17 protein-coding genes are annotated in these 17,330 nt (G+C 71.0%); 6 read left to right on the top strand and 11 right to left on the bottom strand.

Features of this window, described 5'->3' with window-relative positions:
* Positions 1 to 205: 205 nt before the first annotated feature.
* From metG to EJK15_RS58375, 5 genes are all read left to right on the top strand, one after another.
* Positions 206 to 1,651, top strand: coding sequence for a methionine--tRNA ligase (gene metG / locus EJK15_RS58355; protein WP_138719034.1), 1,446 nt, complete (start codon positions 206 to 208; stop codon positions 1,649 to 1,651).
* Positions 1,652 to 1,687: 36 nt separating this feature from the next.
* Positions 1,688 to 2,665 (top strand): phosphotriesterase family protein, encoded by a 978-nt coding sequence (locus EJK15_RS58360; RefSeq protein WP_138719035.1) that lies wholly within the window; start codon positions 1,688 to 1,690, stop codon positions 2,663 to 2,665.
* Between the two features lie 41 nt (positions 2,666 to 2,706).
* Positions 2,707 to 3,093 carry an STAS domain-containing protein gene (locus EJK15_RS58365; protein ID WP_169789150.1) on the top strand — a complete coding sequence of 129 codons (387 nt, stop codon included), beginning with the start codon at positions 2,707 to 2,709 and terminating at the stop codon, positions 3,091 to 3,093.
* Between the two features lie 9 nt (positions 3,094 to 3,102).
* Positions 3,103 to 3,996: a sigma-70 family RNA polymerase sigma factor gene (locus EJK15_RS58370; RefSeq protein ID WP_138719037.1), complete on the top strand. Its 894-nt coding sequence runs from the start codon at positions 3,103 to 3,105 to the stop codon at positions 3,994 to 3,996.
* 152 nt (positions 3,997 to 4,148) lie between these two features.
* Positions 4,149 to 4,601, top strand: a complete 453-nt coding sequence (locus tag EJK15_RS58375; protein ID WP_138719038.1) for a hypothetical protein — start codon at positions 4,149 to 4,151, stop codon at positions 4,599 to 4,601.
* A gap of 232 nt (positions 4,602 to 4,833) precedes the next feature.
* On the opposite strand, the gene ilvD is transcribed toward EJK15_RS58375, so the two are convergent.
* A complete protein-coding gene (gene ilvD, locus EJK15_RS58380) occupies positions 4,834 to 6,483 on the bottom strand; it encodes a dihydroxy-acid dehydratase (RefSeq protein ID WP_138719039.1) in 1,650 nt (549 codons plus the stop codon).
* 43 nt (positions 6,484 to 6,526) lie between these two features.
* A complete protein-coding gene (locus tag EJK15_RS58385; RefSeq protein ID WP_138719040.1) occupies positions 6,527 to 7,747 on the bottom strand; it encodes a saccharopine dehydrogenase family protein in 1,221 nt (406 codons plus the stop codon).
* 101 nt (positions 7,748 to 7,848) lie between these two features.
* Here EJK15_RS58385 and EJK15_RS58390 point away from each other — a divergent pair, with 101 nt between their 5' ends.
* Complete coding sequence (locus EJK15_RS58390; protein ID WP_138719041.1) at positions 7,849 to 8,547, top strand: TetR/AcrR family transcriptional regulator; 699 nt, start codon at positions 7,849 to 7,851, stop codon at positions 8,545 to 8,547.
* Between the two features lie 3 nt (positions 8,548 to 8,550).
* Here EJK15_RS58390 and EJK15_RS58395 read toward each other — a convergent pair whose 3' ends face one another.
* The 9 genes from EJK15_RS58395 to EJK15_RS58435 all read right to left on the bottom strand — a co-directional run bounded on the left by EJK15_RS58395 (position 8,551) and on the right by EJK15_RS58435 (position 17,230).
* Positions 8,551 to 9,960 carry a hydrogenase large subunit gene (locus EJK15_RS58395; protein ID WP_138719042.1) on the bottom strand — a complete coding sequence of 470 codons (1,410 nt, stop codon included), beginning with the start codon at positions 9,958 to 9,960 and terminating at the stop codon, positions 8,551 to 8,553.
* On the bottom strand, positions 9,957 to 11,384 hold the full coding sequence (locus tag EJK15_RS58400) for a proton-conducting transporter transmembrane domain-containing protein (protein ID WP_138719043.1): 1,428 nt from the start codon (positions 11,382 to 11,384) through the stop codon (positions 9,957 to 9,959). The genes EJK15_RS58395 and EJK15_RS58400 overlap by 4 nt, the downstream gene beginning before the upstream one ends.
* Complete coding sequence (locus EJK15_RS58405; RefSeq protein WP_240777885.1) at positions 11,384 to 12,052, bottom strand: hypothetical protein; 669 nt, start codon at positions 12,050 to 12,052, stop codon at positions 11,384 to 11,386. Before EJK15_RS58405 ends, EJK15_RS58400 begins: the two co-directional genes overlap by 1 nt.
* The gene (locus EJK15_RS58410) at positions 12,052 to 12,996 is read right to left on the bottom strand and encodes a respiratory chain complex I subunit 1 family protein (RefSeq protein WP_240777886.1); all 945 of its coding nucleotides are present in this window, start codon (positions 12,994 to 12,996) and stop codon (positions 12,052 to 12,054) included. Before EJK15_RS58410 ends, EJK15_RS58405 begins: the two co-directional genes overlap by 1 nt.
* The gene (locus tag EJK15_RS58415; protein ID WP_138719044.1) at positions 12,993 to 14,981 is read right to left on the bottom strand and encodes a proton-conducting transporter transmembrane domain-containing protein; all 1,989 of its coding nucleotides are present in this window, start codon (positions 14,979 to 14,981) and stop codon (positions 12,993 to 12,995) included. Before EJK15_RS58415 ends, EJK15_RS58410 begins: the two co-directional genes overlap by 4 nt.
* Positions 14,978 to 15,418 carry an NADH-quinone oxidoreductase subunit B family protein gene (locus tag EJK15_RS58420; RefSeq protein WP_240777887.1) on the bottom strand — a complete coding sequence of 147 codons (441 nt, stop codon included), beginning with the start codon at positions 15,416 to 15,418 and terminating at the stop codon, positions 14,978 to 14,980. The genes EJK15_RS58415 and EJK15_RS58420 overlap by 4 nt, the downstream gene beginning before the upstream one ends.
* An 84-nt stretch (positions 15,419 to 15,502) precedes the next feature.
* The gene (locus tag EJK15_RS58425) at positions 15,503 to 15,754 is read right to left on the bottom strand and encodes a hypothetical protein (RefSeq protein WP_206061861.1); all 252 of its coding nucleotides are present in this window, start codon (positions 15,752 to 15,754) and stop codon (positions 15,503 to 15,505) included.
* 55 nt (positions 15,755 to 15,809) lie between these two features.
* Positions 15,810 to 16,157 (bottom strand): ArsR/SmtB family transcription factor, encoded by a 348-nt coding sequence (locus EJK15_RS58430; protein ID WP_138719046.1) that lies wholly within the window; start codon positions 16,155 to 16,157, stop codon positions 15,810 to 15,812.
* Positions 16,158 to 16,447: 290 nt separating this feature from the next.
* Positions 16,448 to 17,230 carry a hypothetical protein gene (locus EJK15_RS58435; RefSeq protein ID WP_138719047.1) on the bottom strand — a complete coding sequence of 261 codons (783 nt, stop codon included), beginning with the start codon at positions 17,228 to 17,230 and terminating at the stop codon, positions 16,448 to 16,450.
* Between the last annotated feature and the right edge of the window lie 100 nt (positions 17,231 to 17,330).

Genomic DNA, 17,330 nt, shown 5'->3' on the forward strand with positions numbered 1-17,330 from the left:
GACGCGCGAAGGAAGTGAACACCTCGCCCGCGAAGTCCTCAAGACGGCCTCGAACATCAGCCAGCTCAGCCGGAGTCACGCAAAGATCATCTCACACCAAATTCCAAACTAACAAAGTACTACTAGGGGTTTCATCGGCGACGTCTTGCTGAGGCCCTGCGAACCGGGGCCTCTCGTCGTGTCCGGGGCCCCTTGGAGGCATCCGATGTACATCACGACGACCATCCCGTACGTCAACGCCCGCCCGCACCTCGGGCACGCCCTGGAGCTCGTCCAGGGCGACGTGCTGGCCAGGCATCACCGTCGGCGGGGCGAACCCGTGCGGTTCCAGACGGGGACCGACGACAACTCGCTCAAGAACGTGCTGGCCGCCGAGGCGGAGGGTGTGCCGGTGCGGGAGCTGGTGGACCGGAACGCGGCCGCGTTCGAAGGCCTCCGGCGGCCGCTGGACCTGTCCTTCGACGCGTTCATCCGGACCAGCAGCCATCCCGGGCACCGTACCGGGGTCGAGCGGATCTGGCGGGCCGTCGGGCACGACCTCTACCGGCGGCACTACGAGGGGCTCTACTGCGTGGGCTGCGAGCAGTTCTACGCCGCGGGGCCCTGTCCCGAGGGGCATCGGGAGCCGCTGCAGGGCGTGTCGGAGGAGAACTGGTTCTTCCGGCTCTCCCGCTACCAGGACGTCCTGAGCGAGCTGATCCGCGGCGGGCGGCTCAGGATCGAGCCGGTCGCCCGGCGGAACGAGGTGCTGGCGTTCGTCGAGGCGGGGCTGGCGGACATCAGCGTCTCGCGGTCGGCGGCCCGCGCCCGCGGGTGGGGGATCCCGGTGCCGGACGACCCGGCGCAGGTGGTCTACGTGTGGTGGGACGCGCTGGCCAACTACATCACGGCGCTCGAAGGCGACGGCTACGAGCGCTGGTGGGTCTCCGAACAGCGCAAGGTCCATCTGATGGGCAAGGGCGTGATCCGGTTCCACGCCGTTTACTGGCCCGCGATGCTGCTGTCCGCGGGACTGCCGCTGCCCACGGAGATCTTCGTGCACGACTACCTCACGGTGGCCGGGCACAAGATCAGCAAGTCGGCGGGCGGCGCGGTCGATCCCGTGACGCTCGTGGACGCGTACGGAGCGGACGCCGTGCGATGGTGGCTGCTGCGCGAGGTGCCGCGCGTGGGCGACGCCGACTTCACCACGGAACGCCTGATCGCCAGGGCCGACGAGGACTTGGCCAACGGCCTGGGGAACCTGGTCAACCGGGTCGTCACCATGGTCCATCGCTTCCTGGACGGCCACGTCCCGGCCGACGGCGGCGGGCTCGCGGAGGAGTGCGGGCGGGTGCCGGGCGCGGTGCACGAGGCGCTGGAGGAGTTCGACTTCCGGCGAGCGGCGGCGGCCGTGTGGACGATCGTCGAGCAGGCCAACCGGTACGTCGAGCGCACCCAGCCCTGGCGGCAGGACCGGGCGGGGCAGGAGGTGTCGCTGGGCACGCTCGTGCACGCGTGCCGGGCGCTGGCCGTACAGCTCGAGCCCTTCCTGCCCACGGCGGCGGCGCGCACAGCGGCGGCGGTGGACGGTGAGCGGCTGGCGCGGCCCGCGCCGCTCTATCGGAGATTGGCGGAGTCGCTGGTTGACGGCGGTCGGGCGGGCGTCTAGGTTGGCGCAAACCGACCAGCCGGTATGGAGGCGACCATGCCCACCGTCAACACCGTCCGCGGTCCTGTGGACGTCGACGATCTCGGTCAGACCCTGATGCACGAGCACGTCTTCGTCACGGCCACCGAGCACCTGGACAATTACGGCAAAGGCGCCTGGTGGGACGAGGAGCACCGGGTCGCGGACGCGATCACCAAGCTCAACGCGGTGGCCGCGAAGGGCGTGCGGACGATCGTCGATCCGACGGTGTGGGGGCTGGGCAGGTACATCCCGCGCATCCAGCGCATCGCCGAGCAGGTGCCCGGTCTGCACATCGTCGTCGCGACCGGCATCTACGCCTACGAGGAGCTGCCGCACCAGTACGAGCACCGCGGCCCCGGCCTGCTCATGGACGTGCCGGACCCGATGATCGACGACTTCGTCCGCGACCTCACCGACGGCATCGCCGACACCGGGGTGAAGGCGGCGTTCCTCAAGTGCGTCGTCGAGCAGAAGGGGCTGACGCCCGGCGTCGAGCGCATATGCCGGGCCGTCTCCCAGGCGCACCTACGCACGGGGGCGCCGATCACCGTGCACACGAACTCCTTCACGCAGAGCGGGCCGATCGCGCTGGACCTGTTCGCCAAGGAGGGGGTCGACCTGACGAAGGTGGTCGTCGGGCACGCTGGCGACAGCAACGACCTCGACTACCTCATGCGGCTGGCCGACACCGGCGCCACGCTCGGAATGGACCGGTTCGGCCTGGACATCTACAACCCGACCGCGCAGCGGGTGGCCACGATAGCGGCGCTGTGCGAGCGCGGGTACGCCGACCGCATGGTGCTCAGCCACGACACCGCCTGCTTCATGGACTACTTCGGCGGCGCCTGGGACGAGGCCAGCGGCACGCTCGCGCCCAACTGGCGCTACGATCACATTCACGACGATGTCTTGGCCGCACTGCTCGGCTCGGGTGTGACCGATGACCAGATTGAGCAGATGCTGGTGTTCAACCCGAAGCGCTACTTCTCGTAAAGTAGTCGGATCGGGTGAGCTACGCGGGTAGGTGGAGCTGGGTGACTTCGGAGCAGGCCTTGTCGATCAGCCTCGGGCTCCAAGGACCCTGCGTCATCGCGCGACTGACGGGGGACTTCGACTTCGGCTCCGCGGCCGAGGTCCGTGATCGCGTCACCAAGGCCCTCGATCTCACCCAGCCCCCGCTGCTCGTCATCGACATGCAGGCGGTCAGCGTGTGCGACTCCTCCGGGCTGTCCGTGCTGGTCTATCTGCACAAGGCGGTCACCGCCTCCGGCGGCCGGCTGCTGCTGTCGGGGCTGAACGGCAGGTGCAAGCACCTGTTCGCGATCACCGCGCTGGACAAGTTCTTCGATATCCGCAGCACAGCGGAGCTGGCCATCGCAGAACTCAACGAAGCCGGGAATTCGCCGCCGTTTACCGGGTAGTCGCCGTGCATGTCGGCCGAAGAGCCCGACCTGCTCGGCACGTACCTGGAGCAGATCGGTAAGACCCCCTTGCTCTCCGCCGCGGACGAGGTCGACCTCGCCAGGCGGATCGAGGCAGGCCTGTACGCGGGCCATCTGATCGAGCGTGGTGAGGGCACGCCAGAGCTCGAACTCGTCGCTCTCGAAGGGCGGCGCGCCAAGGACCTGCTGATCAGGTCCAACCTCCGGCTGGTGGTCGCGGCCGCCAGGCGCTACTCCTACCGGGGGCTGCCGCTGCTCGACGTCATCCAGGAGGGCAATCTCGGACTCATCAGGGCTGTGGAGAAGTTCGACTACCGGCGGGGCTACAAGTTCTCGACGTACGGCATGTGGTGGATCCGCCAGGCCATCGAGCGCGGCATCCACGACAAGAGCCGCACCGTACGGCTGCCGATCCACGTGGCCGAGGAGCTGTCGCGGCTGATCAGGATCGAGCGGCAGCTCGCTACGGAGCTGGGCAGGGAGCCGACCGACGCGGAGCTCGGCGAGTCGGCCGAGCGCACCTCCGCCCAGGTGGCCTCATTACGCCGGCTCGGGCAGGACATGGTCAGCCTGGACGTCCCGGTCGGGGAGTACGGCGAGGGCCGGATGGGCGACATGATCGCCGACGAGGACGGGATACAGGTCCAGGAGCTGACCGAGCGCCGCGCCATGAGCGCCGAGCTGAACGAGGTGGTCACGATGCTGCCGCCGCGGGAGGCGTACGTCATCAGGCTCCGGTACGGCCTGAGCGGCCACGAGATCAAGACGTACACCGAGATCGGCGAGCAGCTCGGCCTGACCCGGGAACGCATCCGTCAACTGGAGAAACAGGCGCTGAAACGGCTCAGGAAGGGCGGGCCGTTGCTGGCGTGGGCCTCGTAGGCATAGCCCCTATAAGACCGACGTAAACGGATAACCGTTTCGTATCGGATCATCGTGGCGAAATGTGGATCAGGCTGCTTTCCTGATAGTAGTCAGACAGGTACGGGTCGCTGCCAAGGGGGGAGCGACCGTGTCTCTGCACAGGGGGCAGAATGCTCAAGAATCTTGCCGGTATGGCCTTAGTGGCGGCTGCCGCCGCTGCGCTCATGGCGGCGCCCGCCAACGCGTCGTCGTCCTCCGCGGCCACGTCCGTGGTGAGCGTGGCGAGCGAGTCGGAGGCCACCCTCACCGCCGGCGCTCAGCTGATCCGTACGAGGGTCTCCTTCGGCCGGTGCCGTGACACCTGCCGGATCAACGTCCGGGTCAGGAATATCTCAGGTAAGTACCTCTACAACGTCCGCCTGAACGCCCGGCTCAGCGTCAATGGCAGGCGCGTCGGAACGTGCACCGACTACGTCGGCACGATCAGGTCCTACGGGACGCGCTACGCGGCCTGCACCGTGCGCACCAGCTCGCTGAGCCGCGCCTACAACAACTTCCTGGACGGTTTCACCGGCTTCAGATACCGCGCCAGCACGAACGTGTCCTACAGGTACTACCGCTGATCGACCGGCCAGGGGCCGGCCGATCCCCGGCTCGGTCCCTGGCTCACGCGGTGACGAGGAGCGCCAATCCGATCAGCACAACGACCGGAACGAGCCACATCACGGCCTCGACAGCGAACTCCTTGTACATCGCGTTAAGTCTCCTCTGAAACGCCCGATCAGGGCACCGCCGAAATGTCTCTGCGCAGCATAGCCGCCCGTGACCTCTGGTGGATCCCGGGCTCGTCCAAGGTCAAACGGTGATCGCGCCGTCGGAGGCGGAGCCGACCGTCGCCACGTACTTGGCCAGCACCCCGCGCTCGACCGGCCGCTCGGGCCGCCGCCAGGACGCCTGCCGCTCGGCCAGCTCGGATTCGGGCACCACCAGGTCGAGGGTGCCGGCCGCGCTGTCGATGACCACCGTGTCCCCGTCCCGCACCAGCGCGATCGGCCCACCGTGGTACGCCTCCGGCGTCACGTGCCCGATCACCAGGCCGTGCGAGACCCCGCTGAACCGCCCGTCGGTGACCAGCGCCACCGACGTGCCGAGGCCCCGGCCGACGAGCGGGCCCGTGATCGACAGCATCTCGCGCATGCCGGGACCGCCCGCCGGGCCCTCGTAGCGGACCACGATCACGTCGCCGGCCACGATGAGGCCCGCCTGGATGGCGGCGTAGCACTCGTCCTCCGAGTCGAACACCCTGGCCGGGCCCTCGTGGCGGAAGTCGTTCTTGCCGCCCAGCTTGAGCACGCAGCCGTCGGGCGCGAGCGAGCCGCGCAGGATGGCCAGCGCGCCGCGCGGCTTGACCGGCTCGGCCACGCTCGCCACGACCTGCTGCCCCGGCGCCTCCGTGGCGGACGCGGCGACGTCGGCGAGCGTGCGGCCGTCCACCAGCGTGACGTTCTCGCGCAGCAGCCCCGCCTCCAGCAGGCGGCGCACCACCAGCGAAGTGCCGCCGGCCCGCCACAGGTCGGCGGCAGTGTGGTCGCCGCCGCTCGGCTTGAGCCCGGTGATGATCGGGACCCGGCGGCAGACCTCGCCGATCTCGTCGATCCGCAGCGGCAGCCCGCTCTCGCGGGCGATGGCCAGCAGGTGCAGCACGGCGTTGGTGGAGCCGCCCATGGCCGCCACCGAGACGATCGCGTTGTGCAGGGCGTCCGCGGTGAGCACGCGCGAGGGGCGGGCGTCGCGGGCCAGCGCCTCCATGGCGATCTCGCCCACCCGCCGCGCCGCGGTGCTCTTCTCCCCGGCCACAGCCGGGATGTCGCCGACCCCGAACGGCGCCAGGCCGAGGAAGTCGGCGACGCTGCCCATGGTGTTGGCGGTGTACTGGGCCGCGCAGGTGCCCGCGCCCGGGCAGGCGTGCCTGGCCAGGTCGTCCAGCTCGGCCTGGTCCATGCGGCCGACGGCGCGTTCGCCGAGCGCCTCCCACATGTCCTGGATCGTCACGTCGCGCCCGCGCCACCGGCCCGGCATCATGCTGCCGCTGTAGAGCACCACGGACGGCACGTCCAGCCGGGCCAGCGCCATGATCGCGGCGGGCACGGTCTTGTCGCAGCCCACGATCGCCACCAGCGCGTCGAAGCTGTGCGCGCGGCCCATGAGCTCGATCGAGTCGGCGATGACCTCGCGGCTGATCAGCGAGGTACGCATGCCCGGCGTGTGCATGGTGAGGTTGTCGGAGACCGCGATCGTGTTGAACTCCATCGGCATGCCGCCCGCCGCCCGCACCCCCTCGGCCACATGGGCGGCCAGCTCGCGGTGGGTGAGGTTGCACGGCATGGTGCCGGTCCAGGTGGAGGCGATGCCGACCACGGGCCGGCGCATCTCCTCCTCCGACATGCCCATGGCGTACAGGTGGGAGCGGGCGGGTGCGCGGTCGGGATCGTCGGCGATGCTCAAGGAACTTCCTCCGGGTGTACGGGTCGTCGCACCCCATGATCCCTCACTGCTCGCGCATGCCCCATGGTGAGCCGTACTCCACCAGCAGGTCCAGGAACGGCCGCGGCTCGAACGCCTCGGGACCCAGCACGCCCGTGCCCTTCCACACCCCGGTCGCCAGCAGCTCCAGCGCGACCACCGGGTTGACGGCGGTCTGCCAGACCACGGCCTGGGAGCCGTACTCGCGCATCGACCACTGGTTGTCCACCACGTGGTACAGGTACACCTCTCGCGGCCGCCCGTCCTTGACGCCCTTCACCCAGGTGCCGGCGCAGGTCTTGCCGTGCATGCGGTCGCCGAGCTCGGCCGGGTCGGGCAGCACGGCGGCGACCACGTCCCGGGGTGAGACCCTGGCCATGCCTTGATCGGTCCTGACCTGGACCGGCTCGGTGCTGTCCACGCCCAGCGCGTGCAGGGTCTTGAGGGTGCCGATGAAGTCCTCGCCGAGGCCGTACTTGAAGGTGACCCTTTGCGCCGGGATCCACCTGGGTACGAGCAGCACCTCCTCGTGCTCGACGTTCACGCACTCGACCGGGCCGATGCCCTCGGGGAAGTCGAAGACCTCCGGCTCGCTGAACGGCTCCGTCGTGTACCAGCCGCGGCCCTTCTCGTAGATGACCGGCGGGTTGAGGCACTCCTCGATCGTGGTCCAGATGGAGAACGACGGGGCGAACTCGTAGCCGTCGACCGTGAGGTTGGCGCCGTCCCTGATGCCGATCTCGCCGATCTCGTCGAACAGCTCGTCGGCGGCGTACCTGGCGAAGACGTCGGCGAGGCCGGGCTCCACGCCCATGCCGACCAGCGCCAGCCTGCCCGACGCGGCCCACTCCGCGTCGCGGGCGAACTGCTCGTCGCCGAGCTTGACACCCACCTCTTCGTACGGGCGCTCGGGGTGCGGCTTGGACATCGACATCGCCATGTCGAGGTAGTCGACGCCCCTGGCCAGCGCCGCCTCGAACAGCGGCAGCACGAAACGCGGGTCGGTGGCGTTGAGCAGCACGTCGCACCCGTGCTCGGACAGCAGCGCGGCGACGGCGGCGGAGTCGGCGGCGTCGATCCTGACGGGGGTGAACCTGGCCGCGCGCTCGCCCAGCGCGGCGACGGCCGCCTTCGCGCGGGGGAGATCGTAGTCGGCGACGACCATGTGGTCGAAGAACGGGCGGCGGGCGGCGATCCGCGTGATCGCGGTTCCCACGCCACCGGCTCCCACTAGAAGGATGCGCATGACGATAAATCCCCTTTTGGAGGCATTTGGGGGGCTGTGTCGTTCATCCAACTCGGCTACGCTCATCAACGTCAATGGCGTTGGCATAAGGAGGGCTCGCCGTGGCCAAGCGGGTGGTGCCCGAGGCGGCGCGCAGGCGGCGGCGTCCCACCAAGCACGGGCAGGTCCTGACCCACCGGCTCATCGTGGAGACCGCGCTGCGGATGCTGCGCGAGCACGGCGCCGCCGGCCTGACCGCCCGCCGCCTCGGGCTCGCGCTGGGCGCCGACGCCAGCACCGTCTACCGGTACTTCCGCGGCATGGACGACCTGACCCTGGCCATCGCGGACGAGCTGTTCGGCCACGCCATGGCCGGCTGGCGGCCCACCGGCGACTGGCGGGCCGACCTGCGCGATCTCGGGCTGCGCATCCATCACGCGTACCTGGCCCACCCGCAGGCCGCCGTCCTGACCGCCAGCCGGGTCACCGGCCGCCCGAACGAAGTGGGCTCCGACGAGACGATCCTCGGCATCCTGCGCGGCGCCGGGTTCCGTGACGCCGACGCGGTGCGGATCTACCACGCGTTCATCGACCAGAGCCTGGCCTTCGCCATCCTCGACGCCGCCACGCTGGCCCTGCCCGCGGCCGCACGGGAGGGGGACGAGGACGTCTGGCGGGAGACGTACGCGCGCCTGCCCGCCGCCACCCATCCCAACATCGCCGCCACGGCGCCACTGCTGGTCGCCCGCATGAACGACAGCGCCTACCCGACGGCTCTCGGCATGCTCCTGTCCAGCGCGGCGGCCCAGCTCACGAAGTAGAGGTCACAGGTCGTTGCCGGCGTAGGAGAGGTTGAAGCTCTTGTTGACCAGCGGGAAGTCGGGGACGATCGCACCGTTCAAGGCGATCGGCAGCGCGGGCCAGTTGAAGAACGACGGGTCGACGATCTTCACGCGGGTCAGGCGGCCGTCCGGGCCGAGCTCGACGCGATGGACGATGGTGCCGCGCCAGCCCTCGGCGATGCCCACCCCGGAGGAGGACGGCGCAACGGGCTCGTGATCGGCGCAGGTCAGGCCGGCGATCAGGGCGATGGAGGCGGCGATCTCGTCGGCGCGGACCTGGAAGCGGGCGAGCACGTCCCCGCCGGTGCGCAGAACGGGATCGAAGTCGTTCAGCCGGCCGCGCCGGGCGTCGACGTCCAGCCCGCTGGCGCGGGCGACGTAGCCGAGCGTGCCCACGTCTCGGGCGGCCTCGGCGGGCAGCACACCGGTGCCGGTGAAGCGGTCCGCGACCACGGTGTGGCCGAGCGCCAGCTCGACCAGTTCGGCGACGTCCGCGCCGATGGCGGCCAGCCGCTCCGGATCGGGCAGCGTGCGCAGGTGCGCGCCGCCGAGCCGTACTCCGCCGCGCAGCAGCCGGTGGCCGGTGACCTCGCGGTTGATGCGCAGCAACTGCTCGCGGACGCGGCCGGTCTGGGCGTAGAGCACGCCGAAGGCGACGTCGTTGCAGAGCGCGCCCAGGTCGGTGACGTGGTTGTAGAGGCGTTCCAGCTCCAGCAGGACGGCGCGCTCGCGCCGCGCCCGATCGCTCACCGGCGTCCCGGTGGCCTCCTCGACCGCCTGGCAGTAGGCGAGCGCGTGCCCGACCGAGGTGTCGCCGCTGACGCGTTCGGCCAGCTCCAGCCCGTCGGCGGGGGCACGGCCCTGGAAGAGCTTCTCGATGCCCTTGTGCACGAACCAGAGCCTGGCCTTGAGCTTGAGTATGGTCTCGCCGACCACCGAGAAGCGGAAGTGGCCCGGCTCGATCAGCCCGGCGTGCACGGGGCCGACGGGGATCTCGTAGACGCCGGGGCCCTCGACGGTGACGAACGGGTACGGTCCCTCGGGGTCGCCGAAGGCCGGCGGCGGTCCGGCGTCGGCGCGCATCGGATACCAGTGCCGTGGCCAGTGGTGGTGGCGGACCAGGCGGCGGGGCAGCGGATGGCCGGTCGGCGTGATGCCGTACAGGTCGTGCATCTCCCGCTCGAAGCGGCCCGCGGGGAAGGACAGCGCGGCCAGGCTGGGCACGGACTGGCCGCTCACGTGGACGTGCAGCTCGACGCGGTCGTCCGGCCCGGTGAACAGGTAGACCACGCGCGGCTGGTCGCCGGCCGACACCAGCGCGAGCCGGTAGCCGCCGGCCAGCAGTTCGGCGGCCCGGTCGGCCAGCTCGCCCGGGGCGATTTCGGCGATCACGGCGTGCCTCCGGCGACGGCGGCGGCCGCCTGCAGCAGCGACCGCAGGGGGCCGGTGGTGATGCCGAGCAGCGCGCAGGCGGCCAGCCCGGCCACGAGCGCGGTGGCCGCCGTGGGCGGCACGGCGATGGCCTCGCCCTGCCGCTCGCCGAGGATCATGCCCCGGGCGTGCCTGCCGACGGCCGCCACGATGATGAGCATCAGCAGCAGGGCCACGGCGACGGGCCAGCCGAGCCCGGCGGCCAGCCCCGCGCGGGCGATGCCCACCTCGCTGGCGAACAGGCTGAACGGCGGCAGCCCGAGCAGCGCCATCAGCCCCAGGCCGAAGACGCCGGCCAGCAGCGGCGCCCGGGCGGCCAGGCCGCGAACGGCGTCGATCGCGCTGCTGCCGGACGCGTGGAGCAGGTGCCCCGAGGACAGGAACAGCACCGACTTGCCCAGGCCGTGGCCGAGGATGTGCAGCAGGACCGCGGCCAGCGCGAGCGGTCCGCCGATGGCCGCGCCGAGCGCGACCACACCCATGTGCTCGATGCTGGAGTAGGCCAGCATCCGCTTGTAGTCGCGCTGCCCGATCAGCAGCAGCGCCGCCACCGCCAGCGACGCCAGCGCCACGATGACCAGCAGCAGCCGGGCGAAGCCGACGCCGAGTGCGCCATCGGAGATGACCTTGATCCGCAGGATGGCGTAGAAGGCCACCGACAGCAGCACCCCGGACATCAGCGCCGAGACCGGGGCGGGCGCCTGGCTGTGCGCGTCGGGGAGCCAGGCGTGCAGCGGCGCCAGCCCGGCCTTGGTGCCGAACCCGAGGACGAGCAGCACGATCGCCAGGCGCGTCACTCCGGGATCGAGCCGCGCCGCGTGCTGGGACAGCGCCGCCCAGTCCAGGGAGCTGACGCCGACGTGGGCGCCCGCGTAGTGCAGCAGGACGATGCCGAGCAGGGCCAGAGCGATCCCGACCGAGCAGATTACCACGTATTTCCACGCCGCCTCGGTGGCCTGCCGGGTCCGGCGGTGGCCGACCAGGAAGGCGGTCAGGATGGTGGTGGCCTCGATCGCCACCCACAGCATGCCCAGGCTGGAGGCCAGCACCGCCAGTGCCATCGCGGCGATGAACATCTGGGTGAGTACGCCGTAGCGGCGCATCGCCCGGTGCCCGGCCTGCTCGGCCGCCAGATAGGCGGGGCCGGCGAGCATGGCCAGCAGCGCGACCGCGCCGATCACGATCAGCATGTACGCGCTCAAGGCGTCGGCCCGCAGCGGCCCGGCCCCGGTGTCTCCCACGACTGCCAGCGCGATGGCGCAGGCCAGCAGCCCGGCCGCGGCCAGGGCGCCCAGCCACGCCGTGCCTCTCCGCCACCCGAACACCGCGTACAGCGCGGCGGCCGCCAGCGGAACGGCCACGGGAGCGATCACCAGCGGGTTCATCAGTCGTGCAGCTCCCGTAGCTCGTCCAGATCGGTGCCGCCGAACGCGGCCCGCATCCGGGTGGTCAGCACCTGCAACACCAGGACGGCCAGCAGCACGTCCAGCGACACCCCCAGCTCGACGACCAGTGGCACTCCGCTGGTGGTCAGGAAAGCGGTCGCGGTGATCGCGTTGTCCATCAGCAGGAACCCGACCACCTGCGACAGCGCCCGCCGCCGGGTCACCAGCACGAAGAACCCGATCAGCAGCACGGTCAGCGCGATCGGCACCGCCTGGGTGGCCGGGCTGGGCGACAGATCGATCACCGGCTGGGCGACGGCGTAGGCGAGCATCGCCAGCACGGCCACGACCAGCAGCGAGGTGGACACGTTGACCAGTGGCCGGATCTCGCGGACCGCCCCGCCGGCGACCAGCGTCTTTCTCATGAGGTACGGCAGCAGCCCGGCCCGCAGGCCACCCACGCCGACCCCCACCAGCACCAGCACCAGCTCCAGGTGCCCCTGGTAGACGCCGAGGATCACGATCAAGGCGCCCAGCGCCACGCCCTGCCCGGCGAACAGCCACACGATCGCCGACAGGTCGCGCCGCCACAGCACCAGCACCCCCGCCAGCAGGAACGCGCCGCAGGCCAGGTCGAGCAGTTGGATGTACGTCGTCTCAGTCATCATCACGCCAGGAAGAAGGAGGCGGCGACCGCCAGCAGGGCCAGCAGGAACGACCCGGCCAGCAGCTCCGGGATCCGGAACAGCCGCAGCTTGGCCATGAACACCTCACCGGCGGCCAGCGCGACGCCGAGCACGACCACCTTCGCCGCCACCGCCACGATTGCGACCAGCACCGCCACCGCCCCGGCGCCGGCGGTGGCGATGCCCCACGGGGTGAACAGGCCGGCCAGCAGCCCGAGCAGCAGCGACAGCCGCATCGCCGACGCCCATTCGATCAGCGCCAGGTCGGGGCCCGCGTACTCCAGCACCATGGCCTCGTGGACCATCGTCAGCTCCAGGTGGGTGGCGGGGTTGTCGACCGGGATCCGGCCGGTCTCTGCGATCGTGACGATGGCCAGCGAGACCGCGGCCAGCACACTTACCGGCGAGATGACCGCCAGCGGGTCGTTGAGCGTCGCGCCGACGATCGCACCCAGGTTCGTCGAGCCGACCCTGATCGACAGGGCGAACACCGACACCAGGATCGTCGGCTCGACCAGCGCCAGCACGGTCATCTCCCGGCTGGCGCCCATCCCTCCGAACGCCGTGCCGGTGTCCAGCCCGCCCAGCGCGAGCGCCACCGACCCGAGGGCCAGCAGCGCGGTCACCGCGAACAGGTCCGCCACGGTGTCCAGCGGCGAGGCCGTCGTGACCAGCGGCACCACGGCGGCCACCACCAGCGCCGTGCCCGCGAGCAGCAGCGGCGCCACGCGGAACACCCAGCCGGTGCCGTCCGGCGTGATCGCTTCCTTGCGCATGAGCTTGCGCAAGTCGCGCCACGGCTGCAGGATCCCGGCCCCGGCCCGCCCCTCCAACCGGGCGCGGACCTGCCGCATCACCCCGATCAGCAGCGGCGAGCCCGCCGCGACCAGCACCACCTGCAGCACTGTCCCGACCACGCCGCTCACCGGGTCACCACCATCACGATCAGCACGCCGACCAGGGCGTAGAAGCCGTAGGCCAGGTAGCGGTGCACGCTGCCGGTGGCCAGCCGCCGCGCCGCCCGCCCTGCCACACCGGCCGCGGCGATGATCGGAACGTAGACGCGGTGTTCGATGCGATCCGGCACCCGCGCGTGGAACTGCACGGCCTCCACCAGATAGGCCGACTCCTTGACCGGAGTGACGTCGACGTCGCTCTCCGGCGCGAGCACGTCGTCGAAGACCCGCTGCAGCGGCTCGGCGAAGGAGGTCGCCGTGTACTCCATCCGGGCCGTCATCGGGCCGGCGCCGCAGTCCCAAAGACGCGCCGCGCGCCGCTGAGACACCGCCCGCACCAGCGCGAGGAGGCCCACGACGACCGCCACCAGCGCGAGCGTGATCAGCAGCGGTGAGATCGCCCCCGGCACGCCCGCCAGGCGCAGCGTCAGCTCGCCGGTCACCGCCGCCGGCGCGCCCGCCGCCGCGCTCATCGCGGGCACGACCACGGTGGGCGCCAGCGCGAGCACGACACAGGCGACGGCGGCCAGCGCCATGCCGGCCAGCATCGTCGGCGGGCTTTCCGACGCCCCCTCCGCCTCCGGGCTGCGCGGCCGGGCGAGGAACCCGACGCCGAACGCCTTGACGAACGTGGCGACCGCCAGTCCGGCCGACAACGCGATCACCCCCACCGCCAGCGGCATCGTCACAGCGCCTGTCACGCCGGAGGCGGGCAGCGCGTGGATCAAGCTCTGCAGCAGCAGCCACTCGCTGACGAACGCGTTGCCGGGAGGCAGCGCCGACGCGCAGAGCGCGCCGACCGCGAAGAGCATGGTGGTGTACGGCATGCGGGTGCGCAGCCCGCCCAGCGCGTCCAGGTCCCGGGTGCCGGTGGCGTGCAGCACCGAGCCGGCGGCCAGGAACAGCAGTGTCTTGAAGCCCGCGTGGTTGACCACGTGCAGGAGGGCCGCCGCCATCGCCAGCCCGGCCAGCGCCGGGGCCTGGACCGCCGCGAAGAACCCGGCGGCGCCCAGCCCGATCAGCACCAGGCCCATGTTCTCCGTCGTGGAGTAGCCGAGCAGCCGTTTCAGGTCGGAGGCGACCGTCGCCTGGAGGATGCCGAACAGCGCCGAGATCGCGCCCGCGGCCAGCACCAGGAGCCACCACCAGGCCGGGCCGCCGGGCATCAGGTCGAAGCCGACCCGCGCGATGCCGTAGACGCCCATGTTGACCATGGCCGCGCTCATCAGCGCCGAGACGTGGCTGGGCGCCTCCGGGTGGGCCCGGGGGAGCCAGACGTGCAGCGGCACGATCCCGGCCTTGGAGGCGAACCCCGTGAACGTCGCCACGAACACGACGTCGCGGGTGACCGGCGAGAGGGCGGCGGCCCGCAGCTGCTCGAAGCTCTCCCCGCCCGCTCCGGCCGCGAACGCGCCCAGCCCGACCAGGATCGTCACCAGGCCGAGATGGGTCATCACCGCGTACCACAAGCCGGCCTGCCCGACCGCGGGGCGGCGCCGGTGCTCGGCCAGCATCAGCAGCAGGGACGTGAGCGCCATCAGCTCCCAGGCCAGCAGGAGGGTCGACACGCTCGCCGCCGCGGGCACCAGCAGCAGGGCGGCCACGAACAGCGGCACCGTGGCCTGGAAGACGCGCCCGTCCAGGCCGTGGGCGGCATAGCCGATGCCGTAGACGGCCGTGCAGACCGCCACCGCGCCGGTGACCGCCACGAACAGGCCGCCCAGCGGGTCGAGCGCCAGCCGAACCCCGGCCAGGGGGAGCAGTTCCGGGATCCAGGCCGACCATGTCTGGCCGGTCATCGCCAGCACGCCCGCACCCGCGGCCAGCGCGCCCGCGCCGGCCGTACCGAGGCCGGTCAGCAGTGGCCGCCACCGGGCTGGGACGGCCGTCGCGGCCAGCGCTGCCACCGCGCAGGCCGCCAGCGCCAGCACGTAAAGGAGGCCGACCAGGTTCATCGGCCGGTCAACCCCCGAAGCGCCGCCACGATCGCCTCCGGCTCCGGCGGGCAGCCGGGCACCTCCACATCCACCGGCACCACGTCGCCGACCGCGCCGGCCACGCCGTACGCGCCGGCGAACGCCCCGCAGTCCCGCGCGCAGTCACCGAGCGCGATCACCAGGCACGGGCGCGGCACGGCCTCATGAGTACGGCGCAGCGCCATCTCCATGTTCCGGGTCACCGGGCCCGTCACCAGCAGCGCGTCCGCATGCCGGGGCGAGGCCACCAGCCGCGCGCCGTACCGTTCGGCGTCATAGACCGGACCGAACGCCGAGGCGATCTCCACCTCGCAGCCGTTGCACGAGCCCGCGTCCACGTGCCGGATCTGCACCGAGCCGCGTAGCTCGGGCTGCGGGACTTCGCCCGGCGCACGCTCGGGTGCGGGCTCTGCCACGCGTCCCGTTTTCCTGATTTTTCGCCACAAACCCACCGTGATGACTTCCTGCCTCAGATCCGACCGACCACGACCAGCAGGACATCACCCCGGCGGCACATCGGCATCCATCAGCTCGCCCTGACCGGCGATCATGTCGGTCATGATCTGCCGCGCCGCCCCCATCAGGTTAGCCACATCAGCGCTGCTCAGTGCGTAAACCACGGTGGAACCCCGCGGGTCGCCGTGACGATGCCCGTCCGGCGCAGCACGGCGAGCTGCTGTGACAGGCTCGAACTGTCTCCGATCCTGCGTATCTACGGAAACGATGATGTAGCAAATTGCATATTTCTTCAAGTGCGCAATATAGGAGGACCGCCATCCCTGAGCGATCCATGGCGGCGGGCCAGGGTTACGAGGCGCCGCGCTCCGCGTCGGTCGCCAACAGCTCGCTCAGCAGCTCGTTCTGCCCCGACAACTTCTCGGTCAGCAGCTGGCGGGCCGCGCGCAGCAACTCGGCCACCTTGCCGCCGGCCAGCGCGTACACGACCGTGGAGCCCTCACGCTGGGCGGTGACCAGGCCCGAGCGGCGGAGCACGGCCAGGTGCTGTGACAGCCCGGTCGCCTCCACCTCGATCGCGGCCAGCAACTCGCGCACCGGCTTCGGCCCGTCCTGCAACAGCTCCAGCACCCGGATCCGTACCGGGTGGCCCAGCAGCCGGAACAGCTCCGCCTTGGCCTCATACAGCGGCACCGACATCACTGCTCCGTCCAGCCTGAGCCGCCCACCTCGATCGGCACTCCTCGCGCGGGGCAGCCGCCGGGCCTCCCGCCCTTCGGGCGATGGACAGCGTGCAATTACCTATTTTCGCAATGACGATACCGCGACTACCGTGGCCCATACCCTGCGAAACCACCCTCGTCGCCAGGGCAGCCGGACGCTGAGCGGGCGTGATCTCACCGCGCGACGATCGTGGCCCCTGACCGGGCGCCTGCCGTTCGTTCGCCTCGATCGGTGGGTGACGGGCGGTCGCGACAGGCGAGGCAGGGTCACATGCGATTCTGCGCGATCCGCTTGCCCAGCCCGGCCAGGGAGTCGTCGGCCATGAGCGCGGGCAGGCGGGGCGCGTCCTCGTCGATCTGGCGGAGCACCGCGGGCTGATCACCGGAGAAACGGCTCCAGGCGCGTACGACCTCCGGCATCGCGGCGATCGCCTCGTCGGTCAGAATGGCCTCCCGAGGCAACCACGACGTCATGAACTGCGACACCCGGCCCGGGCTCCACCACAGAGGCCGGTCCCCGACGAACTCCACGAGCTTCTCGAACGCCTCCCGCGCGCCCGGCACGTCCGGCAGCTCATCGAACCGGGACACGGTGTCATCGGCCGCCCCGCGGACGAGGCCGGGTATGGCGTAGGCGCGGGCGATCGCGAGCGGCCGGACGTCCGGGAGCGTCTCGGCGACGATCGCGCCCATGATCCGGTCATCCAGATCGAACGCGTCCAGGATCCGTCCACCCACCACTCCCGGCTCCGCCGCCTCCAGGCCCAGATCGTCGAGGAACTTCACCTCCTCGACCAGCGCGTCGACCGCCAGGCCCCCGTTCGGCTGATCGATCCCCACGACCAGAATGTGCGGCTCCTTGCCGTTCTCGTAGCGGAAGGACAGGACCGCGAGGGTCTGCTCGCCGTAGGGGTCGGCCTTGCCGTACCACGCGCCCTCGCACGTCACCCGCCCCATCCGGCGCACCCACTGCGGGAGCGTGTCCACCAGCCCCTCCGCGGCGCGCGCGTACGTCCCCGCCCTGTCCCTTATACAAATCTCCGAGCCCACGAGACCCTAAGACATCACGTATGCCGTCTTCTGCTTGAAAAAAAAATTAAACAACGTGAACATGCAGATTATGTTAAAGCACTCATCAACTCGTTAATTC

Source organism: Nonomuraea basaltis (genome assembly GCF_005893125.1).
In the GTDB taxonomy this organism is placed as follows: domain Bacteria; phylum Actinomycetota; class Actinomycetes; order Streptosporangiales; family Streptosporangiaceae; genus Nonomuraea; species Nonomuraea basaltis.